General features: G+C 38.5%; 23 protein-coding genes, 1 pseudogene and 1 riboswitch. Of the genes and pseudogenes, 7 read left to right on the forward strand and 17 right to left on the reverse strand.

Annotation, left to right across the window (positions count from 1 at the left end; genetic code table 11):
- Positions 1 to 33: 33 nt before the first annotated feature.
- Together V1L66_RS18490 and V1L66_RS18495 are read right to left on the reverse strand one after the other, a co-directional pair.
- Positions 34 to 489, reverse strand: coding sequence for a redoxin domain-containing protein (locus V1L66_RS18490; RefSeq protein ID WP_004224678.1), 456 nt, complete (start codon positions 487 to 489; stop codon positions 34 to 36).
- A gap of 148 nt (positions 490 to 637) precedes the next feature.
- A complete protein-coding gene (locus tag V1L66_RS18495; RefSeq protein WP_004224676.1) occupies positions 638 to 1,180 on the reverse strand; it encodes a peroxiredoxin in 543 nt (180 codons plus the stop codon).
- Positions 1,181 to 1,586: 406 nt separating this feature from the next.
- On the opposite strand from V1L66_RS18495, the gene V1L66_RS18500 reads away from it, so the two are divergent.
- From V1L66_RS18500 to thiW, 7 genes are all read left to right on the forward strand, one after another.
- Positions 1,587 to 2,129 (forward strand): helix-turn-helix domain-containing protein, encoded by a 543-nt coding sequence (locus tag V1L66_RS18500; protein ID WP_004224674.1) that lies wholly within the window; start codon positions 1,587 to 1,589, stop codon positions 2,127 to 2,129.
- Positions 2,130 to 2,146: 17 nt separating this feature from the next.
- Positions 2,147 to 3,253, forward strand: coding sequence for an ABC transporter ATP-binding protein (locus tag V1L66_RS18505; protein WP_036075738.1), 1,107 nt, complete (start codon positions 2,147 to 2,149; stop codon positions 3,251 to 3,253).
- Complete coding sequence (locus tag V1L66_RS18510) at positions 3,243 to 4,052, forward strand: ABC transporter permease (RefSeq protein WP_333006379.1); 810 nt, start codon at positions 3,243 to 3,245, stop codon at positions 4,050 to 4,052. The genes V1L66_RS18505 and V1L66_RS18510 overlap by 11 nt, the downstream gene beginning before the upstream one ends.
- Positions 4,049 to 4,846 carry an ABC transporter permease gene (locus V1L66_RS18515; protein WP_036075740.1) on the forward strand — a complete coding sequence of 266 codons (798 nt, stop codon included), beginning with the start codon at positions 4,049 to 4,051 and terminating at the stop codon, positions 4,844 to 4,846. Before V1L66_RS18510 ends, V1L66_RS18515 begins: the two co-directional genes overlap by 4 nt.
- Positions 4,843 to 5,916, forward strand: coding sequence for an ABC transporter substrate-binding protein (locus V1L66_RS18520; protein ID WP_333006378.1), 1,074 nt, complete (start codon positions 4,843 to 4,845; stop codon positions 5,914 to 5,916). Before V1L66_RS18515 ends, V1L66_RS18520 begins: the two co-directional genes overlap by 4 nt.
- A gap of 501 nt (positions 5,917 to 6,417) precedes the next feature.
- Positions 6,418 to 7,614, forward strand: a complete 1,197-nt coding sequence (locus V1L66_RS18525) for an MFS transporter (protein ID WP_333006377.1) — start codon at positions 6,418 to 6,420, stop codon at positions 7,612 to 7,614.
- Between the two features lie 66 nt (positions 7,615 to 7,680).
- Positions 7,681 to 7,788: riboswitch (TPP riboswitch) on the forward strand.
- Positions 7,789 to 7,882: 94 nt separating this feature from the next.
- A complete protein-coding gene (gene thiW / locus V1L66_RS18530) occupies positions 7,883 to 8,383 on the forward strand; it encodes an energy coupling factor transporter S component ThiW (RefSeq protein WP_054549817.1) in 501 nt (166 codons plus the stop codon).
- Between the two features lie 192 nt (positions 8,384 to 8,575).
- On the opposite strand, the gene V1L66_RS18535 is transcribed toward thiW, so the two are convergent.
- From V1L66_RS18535 to V1L66_RS18605, 15 genes and pseudogenes are all read right to left on the reverse strand, one after another.
- On the reverse strand, positions 8,576 to 11,173 hold the full coding sequence (locus V1L66_RS18535; protein WP_333006376.1) for a VWA domain-containing protein: 2,598 nt from the start codon (positions 11,171 to 11,173) through the stop codon (positions 8,576 to 8,578).
- Positions 11,157 to 12,902 (reverse strand): BatA and WFA domain-containing protein, encoded by a 1,746-nt coding sequence (locus V1L66_RS18540; RefSeq protein ID WP_258860267.1) that lies wholly within the window; start codon positions 12,900 to 12,902, stop codon positions 11,157 to 11,159. Before V1L66_RS18540 ends, V1L66_RS18535 begins: the two co-directional genes overlap by 17 nt.
- A gap of 11 nt (positions 12,903 to 12,913) precedes the next feature.
- Entirely contained in the window at positions 12,914 to 13,789 is an 876-nt protein-coding gene (locus V1L66_RS18545; RefSeq protein ID WP_016992434.1) for a DUF58 domain-containing protein, read from the reverse strand.
- The gene (locus tag V1L66_RS18550; protein WP_258860268.1) at positions 13,786 to 14,781 is read right to left on the reverse strand and encodes a MoxR family ATPase; all 996 of its coding nucleotides are present in this window, start codon (positions 14,779 to 14,781) and stop codon (positions 13,786 to 13,788) included. Before V1L66_RS18550 ends, V1L66_RS18545 begins: the two co-directional genes overlap by 4 nt.
- Positions 14,782 to 14,792: 11 nt before the next feature.
- Positions 14,793 to 16,220: a hypothetical protein gene (locus tag V1L66_RS18555; protein WP_312125526.1), complete on the reverse strand. Its 1,428-nt coding sequence runs from the start codon at positions 16,218 to 16,220 to the stop codon at positions 14,793 to 14,795.
- A 12-nt stretch (positions 16,221 to 16,232) separates the two neighbouring features.
- A complete protein-coding gene (locus V1L66_RS18560; protein ID WP_036075746.1) occupies positions 16,233 to 17,078 on the reverse strand; it encodes an ABC transporter permease in 846 nt (281 codons plus the stop codon).
- Positions 17,075 to 18,010 carry an ABC transporter ATP-binding protein gene (locus V1L66_RS18565; RefSeq protein ID WP_016992437.1) on the reverse strand — a complete coding sequence of 312 codons (936 nt, stop codon included), beginning with the start codon at positions 18,008 to 18,010 and terminating at the stop codon, positions 17,075 to 17,077. Before V1L66_RS18565 ends, V1L66_RS18560 begins: the two co-directional genes overlap by 4 nt.
- Complete coding sequence (locus V1L66_RS18570) at positions 18,010 to 20,403, reverse strand: hypothetical protein (protein WP_036075747.1); 2,394 nt, start codon at positions 20,401 to 20,403, stop codon at positions 18,010 to 18,012. Before V1L66_RS18570 ends, V1L66_RS18565 begins: the two co-directional genes overlap by 1 nt.
- 161 nt (positions 20,404 to 20,564) lie before the next feature.
- Positions 20,565 to 21,452: a LysR family transcriptional regulator gene (locus tag V1L66_RS18575; RefSeq protein ID WP_048391978.1), complete on the reverse strand. Its 888-nt coding sequence runs from the start codon at positions 21,450 to 21,452 to the stop codon at positions 20,565 to 20,567.
- Between the two features lie 68 nt (positions 21,453 to 21,520).
- Entirely contained in the window at positions 21,521 to 21,961 is a 441-nt protein-coding gene (cbpB, locus tag V1L66_RS18580) for a cyclic-di-AMP-binding protein CbpB (protein WP_004224640.1), read from the reverse strand.
- Positions 21,962 to 22,158: 197 nt separating this feature from the next.
- Positions 22,159 to 22,398, reverse strand: a complete 240-nt coding sequence (locus tag V1L66_RS18585; protein WP_036075750.1) for a hypothetical protein — start codon at positions 22,396 to 22,398, stop codon at positions 22,159 to 22,161.
- Positions 22,399 to 22,461: 63 nt separating this feature from the next.
- Positions 22,462 to 23,229: a 2,4-dienoyl-CoA reductase gene (gene fadH / locus V1L66_RS18590; protein WP_036075751.1), complete on the reverse strand. Its 768-nt coding sequence runs from the start codon at positions 23,227 to 23,229 to the stop codon at positions 22,462 to 22,464.
- A gap of 152 nt (positions 23,230 to 23,381) precedes the next feature.
- A complete protein-coding gene (locus V1L66_RS18595; protein ID WP_333006373.1) occupies positions 23,382 to 24,566 on the reverse strand; it encodes an iron-containing alcohol dehydrogenase in 1,185 nt (394 codons plus the stop codon).
- A gap of 15 nt (positions 24,567 to 24,581) precedes the next feature.
- Positions 24,582 to 25,343, reverse strand: a complete 762-nt coding sequence (locus V1L66_RS18600; RefSeq protein ID WP_333006372.1) for a 3-hydroxybutyrate dehydrogenase — start codon at positions 25,341 to 25,343, stop codon at positions 24,582 to 24,584.
- A 12-nt stretch (positions 25,344 to 25,355) separates the two neighbouring features.
- A pseudogene (locus tag V1L66_RS18605) lies at positions 25,356 to 25,888 on the reverse strand (GntP family permease); the annotation flags it as partial.
- Between the last annotated feature and the right edge of the window lie 56 nt (positions 25,889 to 25,944).

Consider the following 25,944-nt stretch of genomic DNA (forward strand, 5'->3'; position numbering starts at 1 on the left):
AGGATCTATATCCCCGCCTTCTAAATATCGTTATTATTCAGCGTTTCGCATCTCATCTAGCACACGGTTTACACGCTTTTCTAGCATTTTCATACCACTACCACCAGCTTGCATATGACGCAGCTGACCATCTTTATCGAACACAAAATATGCTGGCACATATTGGTTTTCAAAAGCATCCGTTAGCTTCATTTCACTGTCTACAAAGATTGGTTGCACAATATCATGCTCTGCTGCTACTGCTTTAATTGTATCTAAATCAGTATCTGCCTCAGAACGTGGCATATGTACTGCTACAACATTTAATTCATCTTTATATTGATCGCGGAAATTGTTTACGTCTGGCATTGCCTCTTTACATAAGTGGCAGCTTACTGACCAGAAGTGGATTAATGTTGGTTTTTTGCCTACTAATTCTGCTTTTGTTACTTCACCATTTAACCAAGTCGTAGCGCCAACTAATTCAGGCATTTGTTCACGAAGTTTCATAAAAATCCTCCTCTAATAGATTGTTTGTCTTCAATATTTAGATAACGGTCTAAAAACTCTTTCCAATAATAAAAGTTCAGTTAAAAGTCCCCACAAGCTTGTCGTGGGGACTGTTAATTTGTTGCATAATGCCTGGACTCTATTTAAATTATAGAGTTGCTTGGCCTGGACGCCAGTTAGCTGGGCAAAGACCACCAGTTTGTAGTGCTTGAAGTACACGTAGTGTTTCATCAACATCACGGCCGATGTTGTTATCAAATACTGTTTGGTATTTTAATTCGCCTTCTGGGTTGATGATGAATAAACCACGTAATGCGATACCTTCTTCTTCAATTAATACGCCATATTCTTTAGATACTTGATGGTTTGTATCAGCAGCTAATGGGTATTTTAATTCACCAAGACCATTTTGCGTACGGTCTGTGTTAATCCATGCTAAGTGTGTGTGGATTGTGTCAGTAGAAACACCGATTACTTCTGCATCTAAGTCTTCGAACTCGTCATAACGATCGCTCATTGCAGTGATTTCAGTTGGACATACAAATGTAAAGTCCATTGGATAGAAGAAAAGAACTGTCCATTTATCTTGTGCTTTAATATCTTCTAATGATACTTTACCAAACGATTTGTCTGAAAGTACTGCTTCCATTGTAAAGTCAGGTGCTTGTTTACCTACCATGCGTTCTGCCATAATAAATCCCTCCGAATAAATATGTAGTTTATATATTCCATTCGCACTAGCGAACTCGTCTTCTACGATAGCAGAGTAACCGCAGTTTTTCAAACAAGTAAACTCCGCCCGTTCGGATGATTGAAATGGATTGACAAAAATTCGTCAAATCCATCACTGGAATTATCACTAATGTCTTTCTATTAGCTATTTTTAACAAAAATATTCTACACTATACAAAATTTTTCTCACTTTCATTTATACCTCATTTTTTAACTTTTTATAGCTATTTTTTTCACGAAAAACGATTGCAAATTTTTTATTATTATGTATAATTGTAATGGTTTTAGTAAACTAAAAGTTTCGTTAAAGTAAACTTCATATTTCAAAAGTTTATCATTGCTAAACTTCTCTTAGGAGGGAAAAGATGCAAATAGGAGCAAAAATTAAAGCGCTTCGTTTAAAAAAAGGTCTTACCCAAGAGGAACTTGGAGAACGTACAGATTTAAGTAAAGGCTATATTTCCCAATTAGAACGTGATCTAAACTCACCTTCAATTGAAACATTATTTTCAATATTAGAAGTTTTAGGGTCGAGACCTAAAGACTTTTTTGATGATGAATCACCTGAACAGAAGGTTGTTTATACAGAGGAAGATCAATCTACCTATACCGATGAAGAAAAAAAATATGAAATTCAATGGCTGATTCCTACTTCGAATGAGAAAGAGATGGAACCCATTTTCTTAACCTTTGCGGCAGATGGCGAGTTCAAACAGTTTGAGCCTTCGCTCTCGGAAACATTTATTTATGTGGTTAAAGGGCGTATTCGTCTCGTTTTAGGGAATGAACAGTATATCGCAAGTGAAGGCAACGCACTTTATTATGACGCGACAGACCATCATCAGATTTTTAATGCACATGATGATGAAACAAAAATTTTACTTGTCGCAACAGATTCTTATTTATAGCTTAAGGAGGCGCATCCATGACAACCAATTCAATTATCCGCTTTGAAAATGTTTCAAAGTCATATAGTGACGGTACCGTCGTTTTAAAAAATATCAATTTGGAGCTTGAAAAAGGGAAATTTTACACACTCCTAGGTCCATCAGGTTGTGGTAAAACAACCATTTTACGAATTATCGCAGGATTTACCGAACCTACAACAGGAAATGTATTTTTCCATGATAAAAAGATTAATGCAGTTCCTGCCAATGAACGTCAAGTTAATACTGTTTTTCAGGATTATGCGCTATTCCCTCATTTAAATGTTTTTGAAAATGTCGCATTTGGCCTCCGCATTAAAAAGCTTCCTGAAAAGGACATAAAAGAACGTGTGGCTGAAGCCTTAAAGTTTGTCAATTTGGCAGGCTATGGTAACCGCGAAATATCTGAAATGTCTGGAGGACAACGACAACGTGTCGCGATTGCGCGTGCCATTGTCAATGATCCTGAAGTGATTTTACTGGATGAGCCACTTTCAGCTTTAGACTTAAAGCTACGTACAGAAATGCAATATGAGCTACGTGAATTACAGCAACGTCTTGGCAAAACATTTGTCTTTGTTACACATGATCAAGAAGAAGCACTTGCCATGAGTGACGAAATTTTTGTCTTAAGTGAAGGTCAAATTCAGCAATCAGGTACACCTGTGGATATTTATGATGAACCAATTAACCGCTTTGTTGCTGACTTTATTGGTGAATCCAATATTGTACCTGGTGTGATGATTGAGGACTTTAAGGTTGCATTTGCTGGCAAAGTTTTTGAATGTGTCGATCAAGGAATGAAGCCAAACGAAAAAATAGACATTGTTATTCGACCTGAAGATTTAGAAATGACAACAATTGATAAAGGCAAACTTGTAGTAAAAGTGGATACACAATTATTCCGAGGGGTACATTATGAATTATCCACATACGATAAAGATGGTAATGAGTGGCTAGTCCATTCATTAAAGAAAGCAGAAGTAGGGACAGAAATTGGCTTAGACTTTGATCCTGAGGCGATTCATGTAATGCGCTTAAATGAAACAGAGGAAGAGTTTGATAAACGATTAGAATCATATGGAGACGATGAAGATGCAAACTAAAACATCGAAATCAGCGTTATTTCCATATGTGTTATGGATTGCCTTTTTCGTTATCGCGCCAATTGTACTTGTTGTTTATTATTCCCTACTCGATTTACATGGCAACTTTACGCTCGATAACTATAAAGCGTTCTTTTCTTCAGTTTACTTAAAGATGACATTGAGCTCGTTTTGGTATGCATTTTTAATTACACTCTTTACACTATTAATTTCATATCCAACTGCTTATTTTTTAACGAAGACAAAGCATAAACAACTTTGGCTTCTACTTATTATTATTCCATCATGGATTAATCTTTTGTTAAAAACATATGCCTTTATCGGCATCTTTGGGTTATACGGACCTATTAATGCATTTATCGAAGTATTTGGCTTCGATCCAAAGCAAATGCTCTTTACTGATATTAGCTTTGTCTTTGTGTCAGTCTATATTTTTATTCCATTTATGATTTTACCGATCTTCAATTCTTTAGATCGTTTAAACCCAACGCTCATTTATGCAGCACGTGATTTAGGTGCTTCGGCTTTTACTACCTTCCGTCGTGTTGTTTTACCATTGACAATGGATGGCGTTAAATCTGGTATTCAAGTCGTCTTTATTCCTGCTCTATCCCTGTTCATGATTACTCGCTTAATTGCTGGGAACCGTGTCATTACTCTAGGTACAGCTATTGAACAGCAATTCCTTGTGACACAAAACTGGGGTATGGGTTCCACTATTGCTGTATTCTTAATTTTATTTATGGTGATTATTATGCTAGTTACGGGGCAAAAGGATAAAGGAGGTCGCGTACGATGAACAAACTATCTGCATCAGCCAAAGTCTATTTAACAATTGTTTTTATCGTTCTCTATGCTCCGATCTTCTATTTAATCTTTTACTCATTCAATAGTGGCGGTTCCATGAATAATTTTAAATCCTTTACTTTGGAGCATTATCAGGCGGTTTTTGAAGATTCACGTCTTCTTGTTATATTAATAAATACGGTTATCGTGGCACTTCTTTCCGCTCTCATTTCCACTATTATTGGTACCCTAGGAGCTATTGGAATTGTGACGGTTAAGGATTCAAAAATGCGTAATACTTTATTATCCTTAAACAATGTCTTAATCGTCAGCCCAGACGTTATTATCGGGGCTAGCTTTTTAATTTTATTTACACTGGTAGGTATTAAACTGGGCTTTGCATCTGTTTTATTAGCGCATGTTGCATTTAGTGTACCGATTGTTGTATTAATGGTTTTACCAAAGCTACTAGAAATGAATAACTCATTAATCGATGCAGCATTAGATTTAGGGGCAACGAAAAAGGACGTTATGATGCGTGTCATTCTTCCTTATATTCAACCAGGTATTTTTGCAGGCTTCTTCCTTGCCCTTACGTATTCATTAGATGATTTTGCCGTGACATTCTTTGTAACAGGTAATGGCTTTAGTACTTTATCAGTAGAAATTTATTCCATGGCCCGCGCAGGAATTTCTCTAACGGTGAATGCGATTTCTGGTTTAGTATTCTTTGTTACGGTGTTAGTTGTTGTTGGTTATTATTTCATTACAAGTCGTACGAATAAAAGAATGGAGGGACAACGATGAAGTCACTAATTCAAGCAACCATCGCCATCCTTGTCGTTTCAGCCCTTTTATTCTATGCGGCTGATGCCTTAAGTGCAGGTGGCGGTAAAAGTGGAAAAGATACGTTAACCATCTTTAACTGGGGAGAATATATTGATCCTGATTTGTTAAAAGAATTTGAAAAAGAAACAGGCATTCATGTCATTTATGAAACATTCGATTCCAATGAAGCTATGATGACAAAGATTCAACAAGGCGGAACAGCTTATGATATTGCTGTCCCTTCTGAGTATATGATCGAAAAAATGAAGGAAGAAAATTTATTGATTCCTTTAGATAAAACGAAAATCCCTAATTTAAAAAATATTGATCCTTACTTTTTAGATTTACCATTCGATGATAACAATAAATACTCTGTCCCTTATTTTTGGGGAACTGTCGGTATAGTCTATAATCCAAGCCTAGTTGGTGACTTAGACTTCTCTTCTTGGGACGATTTATGGGACCCTTCTTTAAAACGAAAAGTCTTTTTAGTAGATGGTGCTCGTGAAGTCATTGGCATGGGCTTAAACAGTCTTGGCTATTCTCTGAATTCACTAGATGATCAGGAACTTCGCGAAGCTACTGATAAATTAATCACACTCGCACCAAATGTAAAAGCGATCCTTGGAGATGAAATTACACCGTTAATGATCAATAATGAGGCAACAGTTGCCCTTACTTGGTCTGGTCAAGCTGCTGACATGATGTATGAAAATGAAGAGCTAGACTTTGCTGTACCTGAGGAAGGCTCAAACTTATGGTTTGATAATATGGTCATCCCAAAAACATCAAAAAATATTGATGGTGCCCATGCCTTTATCAACTTCATGCTAAGTGCTGAATCTGGTGCTCAAAATGCCGATTTTGTAGGCTACTCAACACCTAATATTGCAGCTATGGACTTAATGGACGAAGAAGTTGTTTCTGACGAACGTTACTATCCTTCTGAAGAACAACGTGACACATTAGAGGTCTACAAAAATTTAGGACCTGATTATTTAGGGAAATACAATGAATTATTCTTAGAATTTAAAATGAGTATTCGATAATTCAGCTAGCGAATTGGTTTCACACCAATTCGCTAGTTTTTTCTCTGCTTATCTAACTTTCTATTAAATTAAGAACATTATCCATCAACTATTTGTATTATTATATTTAGAAAATAATTTAACTAGAATTTGAAGATTCCCCACATCTTCTGTTATGAAAAAACCTCGCATATAGATACTTGTCACCTATCCTGCACAAATTATTTTATCAATAAGCAAGCCATAAAAATGTACTTTTAGTATTACATAACCTTCACTCATTACTTCTGAACATAGTTAAACTTTATGCCATTACAGACAAACCCACAAATTTCACAAGCGAAGTCCATCCACTTTTATTACAAAAATGGATTATTTTACAATTCATAAGTGCCCCGACGAAAACTTTTGTGGAAAACCATTCTAAATATAGAACCAGTACTATAATCTTAACTATTAGCCAAGCAATAATTCTTTATGATAGACTGTACTATATTTGATTACAAAAAGGGGGTTCATTCGATGACCCAGCAGAAGTCCAATAAGGCGGCTTTGTATATTTTAATGTTTAATATGTTTATCGCAATGGGGAGTATCGGCATAATTATTCCTGTCATGCCAGAGTATTTAAAAATATTTGGTGCAGCAGGACAAGTTCTAGGTATGCTAATTGCAACGTTCGCCTTAGCTCAATTCGTATTTTCTCCAATTGCTGGGAATCTTTCAGATCAGTACGGTCGAAAAAATTTAATTATTTTCGGTCTTATCGTAACAGGTCTTGCTCAAATCGGTTTCGGCCTTGCTACAGATGTATGGATGCTCTTTTTAGCACGCTTTTTAGGTGGTCTAGGTTCCGCATTTGTTGCACCTCCTATTATGGCTTTTGTTGCTGACGTCACAACCTATGAAGAACGTGGGAAAGGTATGGGGATGTTGGGTGCCGCTATGTCTCTTGGCTTTATGATTGGGCCAGGAATCGGTGGTTTCTTAGCAAAGGTAAGCTTACATTTTCCATTTTTCACCGCTGGAGCTGCAGCCATCCTAGCTTCTATTTTATCTTATTTCTTATTACCATCTACCAAACCAAACACTGCTCAAAAGAAACAAAAGCAAGACAATCTGGCGAAGCAAATGGCTCGTTCCATACATATGCCTTATTTTGTAATGCTTATTATTATGCTGGTGTTCTCATTCGGAATTGCAAATTTCCAAACGACATTATCATTATTTGTGACAGAAAAGTTTAATTACACACCTGTGGATATAGCAATTATATTAGTTGTTGGTGGTGCTTTTGGAGTAGTAGTACAAATGTTTATCATTACACCGCTGTTCAATCGCTTCGGTGAAATGAAAGTAGTACTTGTCAATTTATTTATTGCAGCTGTTGCTATTTTCTTAATATTATTTGTTTCTGGCTTTGCCCTTATATTAGTTGTAGCAACGATTTTCTCTACAGCAACGACATTAATTCGTCCAGCTGTTAATACACTTATCTCAAAGCTTGCAGAGAAAGAGCAAGGATTTGCTGCGGGCTTGAATAATGCCTATATGAGCCTTGGGAATATGATTGGACCTGCTTTAGCTGGTCTATTATTTGACTGGAATATGAATAGCCCCTATATTTTCGGTTCTATCATATTATTAGCATGTTTCTTCCTAGCGCTCATCTGGACAGTGAAAAAAGCACCTCATTTAATGCATCCCGATACAAAATAGTCTGAAAAATCATTGACTATTTTTTGCAGTATGTTACATTATTGTTGATTCACAAAATTGAATGATTTTAACCACTAGGGGAGTCTTTAAAAGGCTGAGACGTATATGGTAATATACGGACCCTTTGAACCTGATCTAGTTCACACTAGCGGAGGGAAGTGGCGCTACTTGCTGTTGTCACTATACACACACAAGGCCGCTTCCTATTGTTTAAAGGGGGTGGCCTTTTTATTTTTCCTCACGAACTTTACCAAAAGGAGTGAACTTTATGTCAATTCGTAAATTAACAGTCATGGCTTTATTAGTAGCCGTTGCTGTTGCAGGCTCTACTTTCGTATCCATCCCAACAGGAATCGCACGTGCTTACCCAGTTCAGCATGCTATTAATGTGATAGGAGCCATTATACTTGGACCCGTACCAACAGTTATAGTTGCCTTTGTCACTGCCATCATTCGTATCCTTACTGGAACAGGCTCTCTACTAGCTATCCCTGGTAGTATCATCGGTGCGTTCTGTGCTGCCCTTGCCTATAAATATAGCAATAAAATGTGGTTAGCTGGTATCGGAGAAGTTATCGGAACGGGCATTCTGGCTTCACTTATTGCCGTCCCTTATGCAAAATTATTCATGGGAACATCTGTAGCAGCATTCTTCTTCCTACCAGCCTTTTTAACATCAAGTACGATCGGTGCTATTTTAGGTGTAATGGTTGCGAGTAGCTTGCGTAAAACAGAGCTAGTAAAGAGGTTTAATTCTTCTCTTTATTGAGAGAAATTGAATTATGAGCATTCATTGAGCTGGGGTAGGGTAGTCCAATTTGGATCGCTTTTTTTCTCTTTATGAGCAAAGAGCCCACTTTTTAGATCACCTTGCCGCTCTCTACAAAGGGAGCAACTCTCTATTCAAACAATACAAAAAAAGCAGTGCAAACCTATTAAAGTTTGCACTGCCTCCTCCATTTTAAGATCTCTTTTTCATGCCTTTTAATAACTGTGCTACATTTGTATTCTCTGCCTGTACAGGTTTTTCCTCAACCAGCGGCTCTTTCTTCTTCGCGTTCGTTAGGAAATTCCAACCAAAACGTCTTATGGTAATATCAATAAAGAATAGGAGCATACTCGCTAAGAGCAGCCATGTGGCAATATTTTGCCGATCTGCTCCTTTTGTCGTAAAGTCACGGAAGACATCTTGTGGTTCCTTTAAAACAGTGCCTCCTGTTTGTTGAGTCAACTCTTCTATCAGTTGATTATTTACAGGGAGTAGTTCGTATTCGGCACTATAAGGAACACTTAGACCTGCCTGGTAAATGGCCTGCTTTTCATCTGCTACACGGAAGAAAATTAATCCAGGTTCAGCTTGTACTACAGCTCGAACTTGAGATGCGGAAATGGTTTCAAGTTGTGTTTCTAGCTCCTCCCCTGCTTCATTTACCGCTACAATATCTAAAAATGCGGCTTCATTTGTAGGGTCTGTAATCATAAAGGAACCATCTGCTTCCAATCTTACATCATAGGCTACATCATTGTAGCTTGGTAGCATTTGAGAAATAAGTGTTTGCCAAAATGCTCCCCAATTCTGCCATCTTGCCCAATCTCCTGTCCATTTACCCGTTGAATCAGATGTAAAGGCAAATGTTTTACCAAGACCATATTGCCACTGGGCTAACACAGGATCTTCCTTCTCGCTTTCTGCCACAACAGTAGCCCCCTGTTTTGCCGTTGTCCCAATGTATGCATTCATTTGTGGGACACCATTAGCAAACAGTGAATTCCATCCTGGTGCATTATAAATTGCCGGATAGAATGGATTGTCCTCAATATACGTTCGGGAAATCATAGCTGTTTCACGAGATAAAATAGAAGGAATGGTTTGCTCATCTATCACATCATAGAAACGTCCACTGCCCATGTCACTAAGCGCTTCTAATAAGTTCGCATCGGCATCTTGTCCAATCGCTACTGTCGATAAGGTTATACCCTCTTCTTTTCCTTCAGCAATTAAATCCTCATAGTTCCCTGCCTGTGATTGCCCATCTGTTAAGAGAATAATATGCTTACGTTGGAGCTTTAAATCAGCAAGGTTCTCGTAGGCTTTAGCTAGTGAACTATAGATTTCTGTTCCACCACCAGGTGTTACTGATAAAATAGTATCTACAGCCTCTTCTTTACTGCTAAGAGGCCCTGTCTCTATAATCTCCCAAGGACGATCATCAAAGGCGATGAATCCTAATGTATCCTCGTCTCGCAACATCTCAACAGAACGTGCCGCTGCTTCCTTAGCAAGCTCAAGCTTCGAGCCTTGCATACTGCCAGAACGGTCAAGTACAATCACTAATCCTAAGGAAGGTAATTGCTCTTTGCCCTTAATTTCCATTTCCACTGGCAATAAGGTTTCAATCGGTGTTTTAAAATAGCCGCCTAGACCAAAACTATTTTCTCCACCAACCATTGTAAAACCAACACCAAAGTTTTTGACTGCTTGCTCTATAACACTCATTTTTGCTTCACCCACTAAATGACCTGGCACATTGTCGAAAATAATAGCATTATATTGCAAATAGCTGGATAGTTCATTTGGTAGACTGTCGGGCGCTACAACATCATAGGCAATCGATTGACTACCAAGTGCTGCTCCGATTGGTGAAGCTGTTTCATAACCATTCACGATTAATAAATGTGGTTCACTTTGAACCATTGTGACACTAGTTAGCTTATTGTTTTCAAAAATAGCATCCTGACCAACTTGAACAACGGCTTCATATTTTACAAGCCCTTCAGCTGTTGCTGCATGTTTATAGGTAAACACATTCGTGCCTTCAGTCAGCTCAATGGCCTCTCGATGAATAAGCTCATCATTTTCATATAATAACAACTCACCTTGGGCCGCTGATGTTGCATGTATGTCTGTCACTAATTGTTGCTGCTCTCCAACATAAGCAACCTGAGGGGATACAAAGCTTTTTAATGACACATCATTGACAACTGGCTGACTAAAAGTCTTAACATCCACACTAATATTGGAGCCTTTCAACTTCGAAGCAAATTCTAAAGCATCTCCCTTTGTCTCATTACCATCTGTTAATAGCACAAGACGAGTTGCCTTTTTAGGATCTATAATACCTGTGGCAAGTTGTAGACTTTGTTCTATATTCGTTTGATCGGTAGCTTTGATTTCAGTCAGTTTTGGTACTTCCTTTAAGGTTTTAGACAAAATGGCTTCTGTTTGTAAAGTGGAGGAAAATGAATAAATGCCCGCAAGCTGTGGTTCTTTTTTTGATAGTAGGCTTTCCTGAATAAACTGAACCATCTCATCTTCCGTACCATTCATAGATGCAGAACGGTCTACTAAATAAACAATTTGTTCTTCTTTTATTGGTAATAATAGATACGGTCCTGCAAGTGCAAAAACTAAACAGCCTGCTGCCACTATGCGAATAGTAAGTACAACAATATGACTTCTTTTGAGTCGCTGCCGCTCATGAAAGTATGTCCATCCAAAATACAAGAATAATGGAAGGAGTAACAACAATACTAACGGCATATCAATTCGTAAATCCACGACGTCGTTGCACCTCCCACTCTGAAACAAGCAATAGTAAAATAATGACAATTAGCCAAGGTACGAAAGAGGTCATTGATACTTCTTCCTTCCCGTTGTCTGAGATATCACCTAATGTAAAGCTTGTTCCTTGTTCAATAACACGTTCTTGGGCTTGCAATTGGACAATCAATTGTTTTTCCTCATTATTTGAACGTACCATATAAATGCCCGGCTCTTTTGGCGCAGTTAACATCCCCTTCGTAACAGACGAAAGAAACTCGTCTTCTTGCGAATAAACATTCCAGTCTCCTTGCGCTAAAGCTACTGCACGCTGTTCATTGGGTGAAAAAATCCCAAGTGAACCAACTGATTCTGTTAGCTGCTGCTCAGTACTCCATAGAAATAGTGGAAATGATGGATGTAAGGGCCAGTCAGTATCGGCAATATCCGCTAAAATAACAATATCTCCTTTAGGGGAGCGTTGTATGAACGGCTCTTCTCCAACAGAAGCAATCGTTTCATAGTCCGCAAAGCCAGGATAAATAGCACTAACATAAACATCCTTTAGTTCACTAAAAGCAAACAATGCATCACTCCTAGTGCTTACCGTCCCACTTGCTTTTATTTTCTCTGCATCATCACGACCAAATAATACAAGCGGTTTATCCATCTTTTCTAATAAGGCTGTTTGATTTGTGATTACTGTAGCATCTTGATTGTCAGCTACTTGCGATGAAGGAACGATTTTCACACCACTACTAACCGTTTGAAAACCTTTTTGTATCAGTTGATGCATGCTTTGGTCCACAACAATTTTTGAAGAAGTCGTTTGTAGTAAAACAGTTTGTTGATTATCTACAGCATAATCATCTTTTGCATCGATAGTAGCTGTCATCGATTTTGCAATAGGCAAATCTTTGAATGTTTTCGTAATGGCTTCATTTGGAGGCACAACGACACTTTCTGCTACCAGCTCCTCACCCTTTGCATTTTTCAATGCGAGTGTTATCTTTTGCTCGGTATTTGTATCATTATGAAGTTGGATAAGCGCCAGCGTAACTTGTCCATCTGTCGTAGCAGCAAAGCGTGTAATTGCAATATTTGTTAAGTCTTTAGTAGCGCCTCTTACTAGCCATTTAACAGAATCCTTGTCCATCGGTAATTGCTTTTTATCAAGTGTATCTGTAAAAACATAGATAGAAGTTGGTGTATCGCCCACAAATGCCTGTGCTACATCCAGTGCCTTATTCATTTCAGCAGTTTCATAGGTTACTTGTAAATCTTGAATAGCTTTTTTTATTTCATTTGTGTTTGTTTCTTGCTGTAAAACAGCTTTTGGGGCTGCGCCAGTTGTAATTAATGTGACAGGTCGACCATTCAATTCATCCATCAAGTTCAGCATTTCCTGTTTATGAGCGTCAAAGGTTGATTGCTCTTTGCCTGCCAGCATTGTGGCTGAAGTATCTACAATAAATATAGTTTGTGCACCAACAATGGTTGATTTTTTTATATAAGGATTCATCAATGCCAAAACAAGTAGCAGTAAAGCAAGAAGCTGTAAATATAGTAGGGCATTTTTTTGCAAATGCTTTAAATAAGGCGATACACGCGTTTCCTGCATAATCTCCGACCAAAAAAGTGTCGAAGAAACAGTTTGATCTGTATATTTTTTTCGAAAAAAATAATAAAGTAGGACAATGACCGGGATGATGGCCGTCCAGCTAAATATAATTTGACTAAAGCCCAATACGGCTCACCTCACCTAATCCAATGTGCTTTTAATAATTGCTGGAAAATCGCATATTGCAATCCATCTTCCACTTTCAATTGTAATTGTCGAACACCAAAGCGACGGCAAATGGCTTCAAATTCTTCTTCATGTAGTATACGTCTTGCATGGTAGGACTCCAGTACTCTAGAGGACATCGTCACATTCACATCATTACCTGTTTCACGATCAAGGAGACGTACATCACCCGAGTAATTTGGTGACAGTTCTTCTTGCGTTACAATTTGCAAAATGCGAACATCTCCAGCGTAGCGTGGTAGCCTTTTTAATAGCTGTTCCCATTCTTCAATTGGCTCTAATCCATCAGTAACGATGAATAATACGGTACTATCTTTAGGCAAAGCTTTAAGTGCATCCTTGGCAAAACGATGAGAGTAATTAGCTTCCTCTATATCTGTTACTAGCTGTAAAAAAGCTCGGCGATACATGGTACCCTTCCGTCGAAATGGTGGCTTCACTTCATCTTGAACAATAGAAAAGGAAAGACGATCATCTCGACCTAATACCATTAGACCGAGGGAGGCCACAATTTGACGAGCAAATAGCCACTTAGCATGTTCTCCCATTGATTTGGTCGCATCTAGTAAAATATGTACACGCATCTCTTGCTCATCTAAAAACCTTTTAATAAAGTATTTATCTGTACGAGCAAAGACGTTCCAATCCACTTGGCGTACATCATCTCCTAAATGGTATTCTCGAAAATCTGAGAAATCGAGGGATGCCCCGAAGCGTTGAGAACGGTGCGAGCCCTTATGTTGCCCGCGTAGTTTGGAGGCCGTCGCTATTTGAAAGCGACTGATTTTCGCTAACCAGTCTTCGGGCAATAAGTATTTAGCTGTCACTTGCTAATACCTTGCTGAACCTTTTCTAAAATTACATCAATCACATCGTCTGCCGTTTTTCCTGAAGCCTCCCCTTCATAATTCAACAGCATTCGATGACGTAAAACAGGCTTAGCAACAGATTTAATATCCGCTACAGAAACATGAAAACGACCATTCATTAAAGCTCTTGCCTTTGCCAATTTGATTAAGCTCTGCAAACCACGTGGACCACTTCCATACATTGCATATTGTTTAACCTCATCAAGCGCATCTATTCTTTCAGGATGCGTAGCCACCACTAGATCCGTTGCATACTCCAGCATTTCATCAGCAACCATCACTTCTTTTACCATTTGCTGAGCTTCAATAAGAGCATCCGTATCCATTTGCTTCTGTAAACCAATTTCCTGGGCTCCTGTCGTTCGCTTCATAATTTCCATAAGTTCGCTTTTTTCAGGATAGGGTACAAGAATTTTACAAAGGAAACGGTCCATCTGCGCTTCTGGTAATGGGTATGTTCCTTCCATTTCAATAGGGTTTTGAGTGGCCAACACGAAAAATGGTTTCGCCATTTTTTTTGTATCCCCCAATATTGTTACCGTTTTTTCCCCCATTGCTTCCAACAAGGCACTTTGGGTTTTTGGTGTGGCGCGATTTATCTCATCAGCCAATACCATTTGGCTAAAGATTGGCCCAGGTTGAAACGTAAATTGCTGCTTCCCATCGGGTGTACGTTCAATCATGCTTGTTCCCGTTATATCTGCTGGCATAAGATCTGGTGTAAATTGAATACGTGAAAACGACAGATCCAGTACCTCTGAAATCGTACGAATCAACATCGTTTTTCCTAAACCAGGTAAACCTTCTAACAATGCATGACCATCCGCTAATACTGCATATAGGGTGTAATCAATTGCTTCTTCCTGTCCAACAATGAAGCGATGAATTTCTTCTTTAACTCGTTGTAATTTCGTACTCATATCTACATATTGTTGCTCTGTAAAGGCCATTTCTTTTCCTCCTACTGCGACTCAATTGACGTGAAATAAGATTGCACGACATTTTGTAAATCCTTCGGTAATTGTAAACGCTCTGAACTCTCTAAATAGCTGTCTTTGTATGATCCAATTACTTCTTCATAAGGTCGAATAGAACCTTTTGTGATCGGACCATTTCCTTGTTGCTCAGATACATGGGAACCATCACCTAATGCGCCACCATCTACTGATGTCTCAGTTGACCCACCAATTCGATTCGGTGTCGTTAACAAATTCCTTCCGCCTTGGCCACTTCCTGCTCCTTGACCACCTTGGCCTTGTCCCTGTCCCTGTCCTTGGCCTTGCCCCTGTCCTTGACCTTGACCCTGTCCTTGACCTTGGCCCTGTCCTTGGCCTTGACCCTGTCCTTGGCCTTGACCCTGTCCTGGACCTTTGCTCTGGCTATTACCATTTTGCTGTTGAGAACCACTTTGAGCATTATTTTGACTAGATTGGCCTTGTTGATTACTTGGTTGGGAATTACCAGATGACTGTTGACTATTTTGATTGTGGCTGCTTGCATTATTGGCACTCGCAATTGCATTTTGTAAGGAATTACTTGCTGGTTTACCAAGTTTACTCATAGCAGTTTGTGTGGCATTTGCATTTTCTGTAAGCCCTTGCTGCATTTGGGCAAGCTCTTTTAGCTGCTCAACCTCTTCCTTCGATAATCCTTGGCCTTCTGTTGTGCCATCTTGACTAGCCGATTGTTTATCCTTTAATTGCTGCTCCTTTAATGCTAGCTCCTTTTGTTTTTTGACAACTTCTCGTAAAGCTTCTTCTGCTGTTTCAGCTTCTTTTAAAGTATTTTGAAGTTCTTGCAATTGCTCTTTTACTTCTTTTGTTTCCGCCTTTTTCTCTAATTCAGCAACTTCCTTCTTTATATCTTGGATAACTGCCTGCTCCTTTTCAACCTCTATTGCTTCAATTTGCGTAGCTGCTGGGAACATGTAAAGAATGGCTAGTACAACTGTTGTAATAAACAATCCGATAAACGCCTTTGGACGAAATAGATTTTTCTTTCGAGCCTTAAAGTCTGCGAATGCTTTTTCAGCATTTTGCATTGCTTTCGATAATAATGATTGAACAAGAGGATCCTGATCATCTTTAAATGATAAAGCTGTCACTAATTCATTATGTGAGAAATAATGATCCAGTTTATGCAATGCCTCTCGCTCTTTGACCCTTTTCCACCACATATAAGCAATGGTTGCAATAATAACAGTAATAAAGGCTCCTAATGCTATTTGGCGATAATATGGCCAGACAAATAGTCGGGAAATAAGTACGAGAGAAGCACTCGAAAGCAATGCCAAAAACAAACCATATTGTGCAATGGGAATGCTTCTTTCAAGAGTTAATCTCGATTTTGCACGCTGAATATATTTTCGTAATTGCTTACGACGCTCCATACAAATTCCTCCTCATCGGTTACTTTTCATGTTGGCACGCAATTTTTTAATCGCAATCGTTAAACAAAGTACAATGATGAATACATAAGCAATTAAATAAGTAATCCATACAGGTAGTTCTACACCAGAAAGCTCTGCTAACGCATCCCCCATCTCTGGAGAAATAAGTGTCAGCATCAAGGCACCTGGATTAATTGACGCCCAGAAATAGGTCATAAAGGAGGCACCTGTTCCAATGGCGTTGCCCATTTGATGAAAGGCCATTGTTAAAAAGAAGAAGAATGCAGTAATACCTCCTAAGAAAATAATTGAGCCGTATGTGGCAATCATGGCAACAATGGTTCTCTTGGTAATCGTAGAAAACATCACGCCTATACTACCTATCGCTACTACAGTGACTAAATAAAATAAAAATATAGAAATAAGCTGTGAAGGCGACACACCACCAAACAGAAACACTAGGCTATATAGTGGTAAGCCTGCTACCAGCATCAATACTAGAAATGCTACGGAAGATAGTAATTTTCCAATAACTATTTGTGTAGAACTTTGTGTTGTTGTTAATAAAATATTTAATGTTTGCTTTTCGCGCTCACTACTGATAGCACCTGCAGTTAAACTTGGTGTAATGAAAAGAACTAATGCCATTTGTAAAATGGTAAGCACAGCAAACATCATAAAGCTTGTCTCAGGTCTAAAGAAGCCTCTGCCAGTAAATTCAGTTGTAAGCAATAAAAAACCTGCAATGAAAATACAAAGTACAGCTAAATAAAACATTAAACCTGAAAAGCTTTTAAAAGAACGGAAGCGTAACTTCAATTCTTTAACAAATACTGGATTATAAAAGCGTTCCATCATTGATTGTCCGCTCCCTTCGTAATCGCCATAAAGACATCCTCTAAATCTTTCTCTTCTTCACTTAAAGCATAGATCGGTAAATCTGCAAGCATCGCCTTTTTCAGCAATGCCACCTGCTCTGCGTCTGTTCCTCGATAGTTAAAGGCTATTTCTAAACGATTGTCGATGACATCAATTGATGATATATGCGGATCTTCCTCTAAAAATGCTCGTACCTCGTCTAAACGATCTGTTATTTTAAGCACAATACGCTTTTCCCCTTGTAGTTGTGCTTGGATGGCAGCTACATTGCCATGTGCAATTAATTTACCATTATCTATAACACCGATTTCATCACACATTTCAGCCAACTCTGGCAAAATGTGTGACGATATTAAAATTGTTTTCCCCATGGACTTTAAATTTCGTAAAATATCTCGCATTTCCACACGAGCACGTGGATCTAGTCCTGATGCAGGCTCATCTAAAATCAGTACCTTTGGATCATGGATAAGTGCACGAGCTAAACATAAGCGTTGCTTCATCCCACGTGATAATAAATCAACATATTCATAGCGTTTATTTGTTAAATTTACGAGTTCTAATAGTTGTGGAATTAACACTTGGCGCTCTGCTAACTGAATACCGTAGCTCGCTCCATAAAAATCTAAATATTCATCTACTTTTAGCTGATCGTATACACCAAAGAAATCGGGCATATAACCAATTTGCTTTCGAACTTCCTTTGGTTCCTTCACAACACTTTTGCCATTTATCAGAGCATCCCCAGAAGTCGGTGACAATAGTGTAGCTAAAATAGAGAATGTTGTTGATTTACCTGCTCCATTGGCGCCAACAAATCCAAATACAACGCCTTCTTCCAAAGATAAGTTTAAATGATCTAATGCTGTAAAGGAGCCATATCGTTTCGTTAAATCACGAATTTCAATCATTATTTTGCCACTCCTTTCAGCTCTATGTCTGGTAACTTTGTTTGTTCTCCTGATGGATCAGGACCATATTTGATTTCAATTCGAAGCTCTCCATCTTGATTAAAGTATGTTGAAACTTTGTCTGTAAACACTTGCTTTGTATCGACTAAAGGCTCATATATATTCGTTTCATTATTCCAAATGGATAGCTGCATACGTGAGACATCCTTATTAGAAATTGTGAGCTCATTAAGTGATTCAACGGCATCCATAAATTGATCCGGCATGGCCATCGTTACTTCGTACAACCCTTCAGATAGGTACCATTTATTCAATTCTTCCTCGATCTTTTCATAATACCCATTTGCTGATAGCGGCTCTACTGAATACGAGAAGTTATTACGCTTCATTGTAAATGGACCTGTTAGCTCAACTTTTCCTTTAAATGGTTGAACAAGCATCGTAATTGGTGACATATTAGCACTTGTTTCTAGTTCAACACCTACCACAGCTTGATCTGTCCAAGCTGTAAGTATTGGCTGGTTATCCTTTTCGACAAGCGGCAATGCTAATGTTTTCATTCTTTCAATACGCATTGGGTCTACCTCATCCTTTTTCGATGGGTAACTATAATTATAATTATTGAAGATAGATGGTTTTTGAAGAACCGTTGTTTTCAGTTCTTTATTTACCTGTAATGTTCCGTTTGCTTCAATATCACCCAGTTTCACTTCTTTCACACCGGAGATTAATGTGACATCTTTTAATGCAAATGGGAAATTATTTTTAACCGTTCCTGTTAGTTTTTCATTTTTCAGTGTAATATCAATATCCATCTTCCCAATATTTTGCGCTGATGTTTTTCCACCAAAGGATTGCACAGACCAGTAGCTTAAATCACGTAATGTTAGTGTTGAACCGCTAGCATTTTCTTTTATATAAGAAGATTCATGTAATGGTCCCATTGTGCCTGTGAAGTTATTATAATTTCTTAATGCAACGGCCGTTGTATTTTGGTCAGCATTGACCACAAAGTCCCCACTGCGATTCGTTAGAATGGACTCTACATAGTAGCCATTTACACTATTGTCTTCATTTACTTTATAGAATGCCGATTGTTGAACTTGTGGCTGAACAATACGATCCTTCGCTCCGACAATAAAGAGAACAATGGAAAGAACAACAGAGATAGATGGTATAATCCACCATGCATGCTCGCGCTTGTCCGCTTTTTTCAAGATAAAATAAAGGATTGGCCCGATAATTAAAATATAAAGAATAATGACAATTAGCATATAGCTCACTGATACTTCGAAGGATGGAAATAATTCGTTTATGTTACGAAGTTCATAAGATATTTGATCGAGAGGAGATTGTCCCTGTCTCATTATTCCTTGCTGTGAAATACTTTGAATATTTATCACTTTGGCTAAAAGTGCTCCGTAGCCGTCCATAGAAGCAAGTGGTTGATCACCTAAAGAGAAGGTAGTTTGAATCACTTCCCCGCTACCCACTTTTTTCTTTGCTGCTAACACTGTATTATTTTCTGTTAATACAGGTAAACTTCCTTCACTACTAGTAGCTGAGTAAACTGAAATCGGCTGTGTAAAAATGCCGCCTCCTGACATTTTAGTTAAAGCTTCTGCAGAAATCGCAGTCATTTCTTGTGATAATGACAAAGGTAAATACTCTTTAAAAATGCCTGCTGTAGCATTAATTTGGTCAGCAGCACCTAGAAGTAAGGTACCTCCATCTTGCACCCATTTTAATAATGCTTCTTGTTGCTTCTGAGTTAAATCAGCAATAGCCACTTCATCTACAACAATGACATTGGCCATTGCAAGTCCCTGCGAATCTTCTGGAAGTGTATAATCTTTTAATTGATTGATATTAAATACTTCCACATTGCTTTGAGCTACAAATGTTGATAAACGTAATAGTGCTGAAAGTCGATCACTTTTATCTGTTAGTGTATAAATGAATGTTGATGAGGGATCTAAAAAGTTTGATTGCAGACGTTTTGTTCCCTTATAGGCAATCTTTTTTCCTTTTTCAATGTTCCCCTCATAAAAGGCAAATAAATCTGTGTCCGAATAACTATAGTCAGCTAAACCATCAAGATAGAAAGTAAATGTCTTTTCCTCTCCTGCTGCTATATCAATTGGCACGACGAGTGCTGAAGCTGCCTCATAAGAATTTGATGAATTAATCGCCATATCTCCTGAGAAGTCAGCTCCATTATTTTTCACTGTAACTTGTAGTGGTACTACTGATTGATATTTCGCTTTACCAGAAATACCTGCTGTTGCTTTCACCTCTAGCGTAGCAGCCGCACTCGCCTCTGTTGCAGGCAAGATAAAGCTCATTACAAGCATGACTAGTAAGGTCAGTGCCGTCCATTTTGTCTTTTTCAAAAGCTCAACCCCTTTTTATGTAAATAGATGGTTACATAATTATACGATTTAGATTGCATTTTGTTCCATTTCTTATGATATCTTCATGAATATTCATAAACTCTTAAGATTTCTACAATGTCAAAAGGCAACTCCAAAACAACTTGGAGCTGCCTGATTTTCTATTTAGTATAGTCAAACAAACACCGCGCATGATCCTGCACCACTTCAACAAACGCCTCTACCTGCCTTAATTCAAAAGAGGATTCATAACCAATTAGCCAAGTATCGCGTGTAAGACCAAACTCTTTTTCATCATTTGATAGAGGGATTTTGTGAATGGCATCGTGGTCATTTAACGTAATAGAAGGCAAGATTGCATAACCGATACCATTTAATGCCATTTGCTTGCAAATTTCAATTTGATCCACTAAAATTTGTTTTCTTGGATTCGAGGCAAAATGCTGCTGCCACCATTGCTGAATTTCTTGATAATAGTTGGAATCACTCTTATATTGAATAAATGGACGGTCTGTTTTTAACACATCTTCAATTGTTTTAACCTCTTTGTCCACTAAATAAAGAGTATCTCTGAAAAGGTGGATCTTTTCTCCTTTCCAGTCAACTTGGCCTCGTACAATGCCTACATGGGCCTCGCCCTCGTAAAGAGCCTTCACAATTTCAGAACTCCAGCCCGTCATCAGTGATATTTTAGCCTCTGGATATTTTGACACAAACTCCTTCAAGATTTTTGGTAGCCAGTTCTGACCAACAATGGAAGCACAAGCAATTTTCAATGTCCCGTTTACCTTTGTCGTTAAGGATTGAATCGTTTCAAATATTTCTTCCTTTTTGGCTAGCATTTCCTTTGCATAAGCAATAACTTGTTCACCAGCAGGTGTTGCTGTTAAACCTTTTTGTGAACGAATAAATAATTGTGCACCCCAGTCTTTCTCAATCGTTTGCAATCGTTGTGAAAGGGCTGGTTGGGATAAAAATAGACGTTCTGCTGCTTTCCGCATATTGCGTTCTTCAGCTAAGATTTTTAAAATTTCTGCCTCTGTTGCCATCAATCTGTAAACCTCCAATACAAGCAAAGAGGGCCTCATGATTTTCATCTGAGTTCCCTCTTAAGCTACTACTCTTTTTGATAAATATATTTTTTCAATTGCTTTAAAATAACACGTCTTGTTAATATCCCTGCGAATGTACCATCTTCGTCCACTACACATAAAAAGGCGTGGTTAATAACTAAATCCAAAGCACGCTGGAAAGTATCCGTCAGCTTCAATACAGCGATCTCTTTTTCCATAATAGAGTCAACCTTAATATCAGGTAGCTTTTCATATTCAATATGCTCAAGTCCAAGAATCGATTCGGTAATCATTTTCATGCTAAGTAAACCTTGAAGTCGATATTTCAAATCTAATACAGGTATGGACGAGTACCCTGTACGTGTTAGTACAAGGAGTGCATGTTCTGCACTATTTCCACTTTGTACATGCGCAACTTTTTCAGAGGAAATGATAAAATCACTAATTGGCATTGCTAATAAGTCTTTGCTGTTAGTTGAAATCATGAACTTCTTCTCCTTTTCTGTCCTCACTGTGTAGAACAGTCCTTCCCTTTCATCATATCACAACTTTTCTATGTATGACCACGACAAGGCCAAGAAGAGTTTTTCATGAACAATGAATTATTTTAACCCTTACAGCAAAAACTTAGTATATCTTCATTCAGTCCAGTTTTTCGTGACTGAATGAAGATGGTTCCTATCTAATAGCCAGTCTTACTCCAGTAATAAAAAATCATGATTCCTAAAAAAAGCAAAAAAATTGCATAGACCCAAACAATTGGGTTCAACATCGTTGCATACTCTTCAACTGTTTCAGAAATCGGAGTATCATTTTCAGATTTCCGTTCAGAAGTCATTTTGGCTATTTTTAGCGTATAGACAAACGAAATAGCAGAAATGATTACAATGGCAATAATTGCTGGTATTAACCACATACCCATCGGCAAAACTCCTTTCTTTACCCTTAGTATGCGTCAACCCAGCTATTCGTTATGCAAACATTTTTAGAATGGATATTGATTGAGCCACTGCCCACCATCCAAAGTTACACATTCTCCATTCATATAACTTGCTTTGTTAGACATCATAAACGTAGCTAAATCAGCAATTTCTTCTGGTGTTCCTATACGGCCTAGTGGAACAGAATCTAGTGTACGAGCTGCCGCTGCTTCTGATTCCCAAAGCTTATCGGCTCCACCAGTACGCTCGATTGGACCTGGTGCAATAGCATTAACGCGAATTCCATACTGTTTCCCCCACTCAACAGCTAGCGTTCTCGTCAATGAAAGTACCCCTGCTTTTGCTGCAGCAGAATGGATCACACCTGCTCCTGCATTCCAAGCATACGTCGCTACCATATTTAATATAGACCCTTTAATCTTATGTTCAATCCAATACTTGCCTACTACTGAAGAACAATAGAATGTACCATTTAATACAATATCCACGACAGCCTTCCAGCCATTCGGGGATAAATCCTCTGCACGTACAATAAAGTTACCTGCTGCATTATTCACAAGCCCATCCACTTGACCAAATTTTTCAATAGCAAATGCGAGCATAGCCTCAGCATGCTCAGGTACACGTACATCCATTTGGAATGTCTCAATAGAGGGACCAGCCTCCGCTATAAATTTTTTTGCCTCTGCTAATCGTTCTTCGTTACGACCTGTTATAACAACATTAGCTCCCTCAGTCACGAATTGCTTTGCCATATACAGGCCCATGCCACTTGATCCACCCGTAATAATAATCGTTTTCCCTTGCAACATTCCATTTCCCCCTTTGTTAAAAATGAATGATGATTCACTAAAATTTTACTATATATTCTCGAATATGTCATATTAATTCTATAGAATGTGAGTTTATTTTCTAAAAAAATATAAAAGAGCCATTCATTAGTCTGAATAGCTCTTCAATATAATTAAAACTCATACGTATAGGCAATTTTATATAACTCCATTAACTCTTGTAAGGTTGGTATCTTCGGATTGTTGCCTGGGCTTCCACTTGCAAGCGCATCCTCAGCCATTTTAGGAATGGCCTGATAATAAGCATGCTCCTCTATTCCCCATTGTTTTAAATTGCCAATTTTCATATGCTTACACATATTTTTAATGGAAGTAATAGCAAGCTGAGCAAGCTCCTCTTGTGATAGACTTTCTTTTGTTTTATTAAAAAATTGTCCTAAATCTGCCAATCGATCTATACAAGTATCTTTTGAATAGTCTAGTACAGCTGGTAAAAGCATCGCGTTGGAGATACCATGAGGAACATGGAAAAGAGCACCAATCGGACGCGACATTCCATGCACAAGGGCAACAGAAGCATTTGAAAATGACAGCCCTGCCTGCATCGAGCCCAATGACATCGCTTCTCTAGCATCAACATCATCGCCATGTTCATAAACCTTTATGATGTTATTCACAATTAATTCCATAGCAGATAAGGCGAGCACATTCGAATAAGGATGAGCTAAGCGCGATAAATAGCTCTCAATGGCATGGCTCAATGCATCTATTCCTGTTGCTGCGGTAATGGCAGGAGGTGAAGTAATGGTTAAAATAGGATCAACAATCGCAACAGTTGGCATAAAAGCTGGTTGCTTAATCATCATTTTCACATCATTTATCGTGTTGGTAATAACGGTTGCATCTGTTGCTTCAGAGCCTGTACCCGCTGTCGTTGGTATCGCTATGTGTGGGATTGGTACAGAAGCTGCTACCTTTGCCATTTTCATATAATCCCCTATATAGCCACCGTTTGTAGCCACTACTGCAATCGCCTTTGCCGTATCAATACAGCTACCACCACCAACAGATATAATGACATCACAGTTTTCCTTCTGCAAAAGCTGCAATCCCTCTGCTACATACGTATCATCTGGCTCTGTTGTCACCCCTAAATATGAAACGACTTCTAGCCCTTGGTTCTTTAACAGTGTATGGCATTGCTTGACAAAGCCTAAACTGTCCATGATTGGATCACTAATAATTAATGCCTTAGAGCCTAGTTTTTTAGCATACTCTCCTACTTCTTCAAATGAATCACGACCATATACAATCGTTCCTGGTGAATGAACGGTAAAGATGGTTTTTGTTTGAATCATATTTTCCCTCCTAAGCTATTGAGCTGTATAGCCACCATCTAATAGAATGGCCTGACCGGTTAACCCCTTTGCTACATCACTTGCTAAATATAATGCAAGTCCAGTAATTTCCGAGACATCAAGTAAACGTTTTTGTGGGACAAGTGGATATAACACTTGTTCAAGTACTTCTTCCACTTGAATACCCCGTGTCTTTGCTAAATCCATAAACTGATTACGTACTAATTCCGTATCAACATACCCTGGACAAATGGCATTTACCGTAATTCCATTTGTCGCCACCTCTAGTGCGGTTACCTTAGTGAGCCCAATCACACCATGCTTTGCTGCATTGTAACCAGCCTTACCAGCAAACCCAATAACGCCATTGATGGATGCCATATTAATAATGCGACCAAATTGATTTTTCTTCATATATGGTAACGCATACTTCATCGCCACAAAGGGAGCAACGACCATCACTTTTTGCATTGCCTCGAAAATTTCTGTCTTAAAATCCTCAATATGCGATACATGTTGAAATCCTGCATTATTGATTAAAATATCTAATGTTGAGAATTTATTAATTGTAAAATCAATGGCTTCTCTTATGGCTTGTTCTTCTGTCACATCACATATAAAGGAAGTTAAAGAGGGGTTTTGTGCGACAGCTTCTTCTAAAAGCTGTTCATTTTTATCCGTAATCACAACATTAGCCCCTTGCTCATCAAATGCTTGTGCCATGGCAAGGCCAATACCACGAGCTGCTCCTGTAATAAAAACCGTTTTTCCTTGCATACTACATCCCTCCTACATCCCTAATAAGAATAATATGATCGCAAGTATTGTACCTATGATGGGGATAATAACCGTCAAAGCTCCAAATGGCATATATGCATCCTTCTGCTTTTCATTACAAACTGAATTGATGGTTGTCACAACATATCCACCGTGTGGCAATGAATCTAGGGAACCAAATGCTATAGCGATTGTTCGATGTAACGTGCCTCTGTATCTACACCCATCTCGATATAATGCGGTGCAAGTAAGGGCATTGGAATCGTTTGTCCCCCTGATGCTGAACCTGTTAAACCAGCAATAACAGCTATTGCTAAGGCTCCTCCAATCAGCGGACTACCAGGAATATTGGTCATTACATCTACTGTTGCAACAAAGGATGGCGTTGCTTTTACTACGCCTTCAAAGCCGACAACAGCCGCCGTATTGGCAATGGCAATGATCGCACCTATTGCACCTGCTGCTAATGTTGCGCCAACTGACTTTGCATATTTGTAGCTCACTAAATAAGCCACGAGACAGCCACTAGTTAAGGCTACAATTAAAAGTTAGGAAGTTGGCCTGATTTTCATTAGCTGTTTGAGGAAAAAATGCGAGACCA

The sequence above is a fragment of the Lysinibacillus sp. IITD104 genome, assembly GCF_036698265.2.
GTDB lineage: Bacteria > Bacillota > Bacilli > Bacillales_A > Planococcaceae > Lysinibacillus > Lysinibacillus boronitolerans.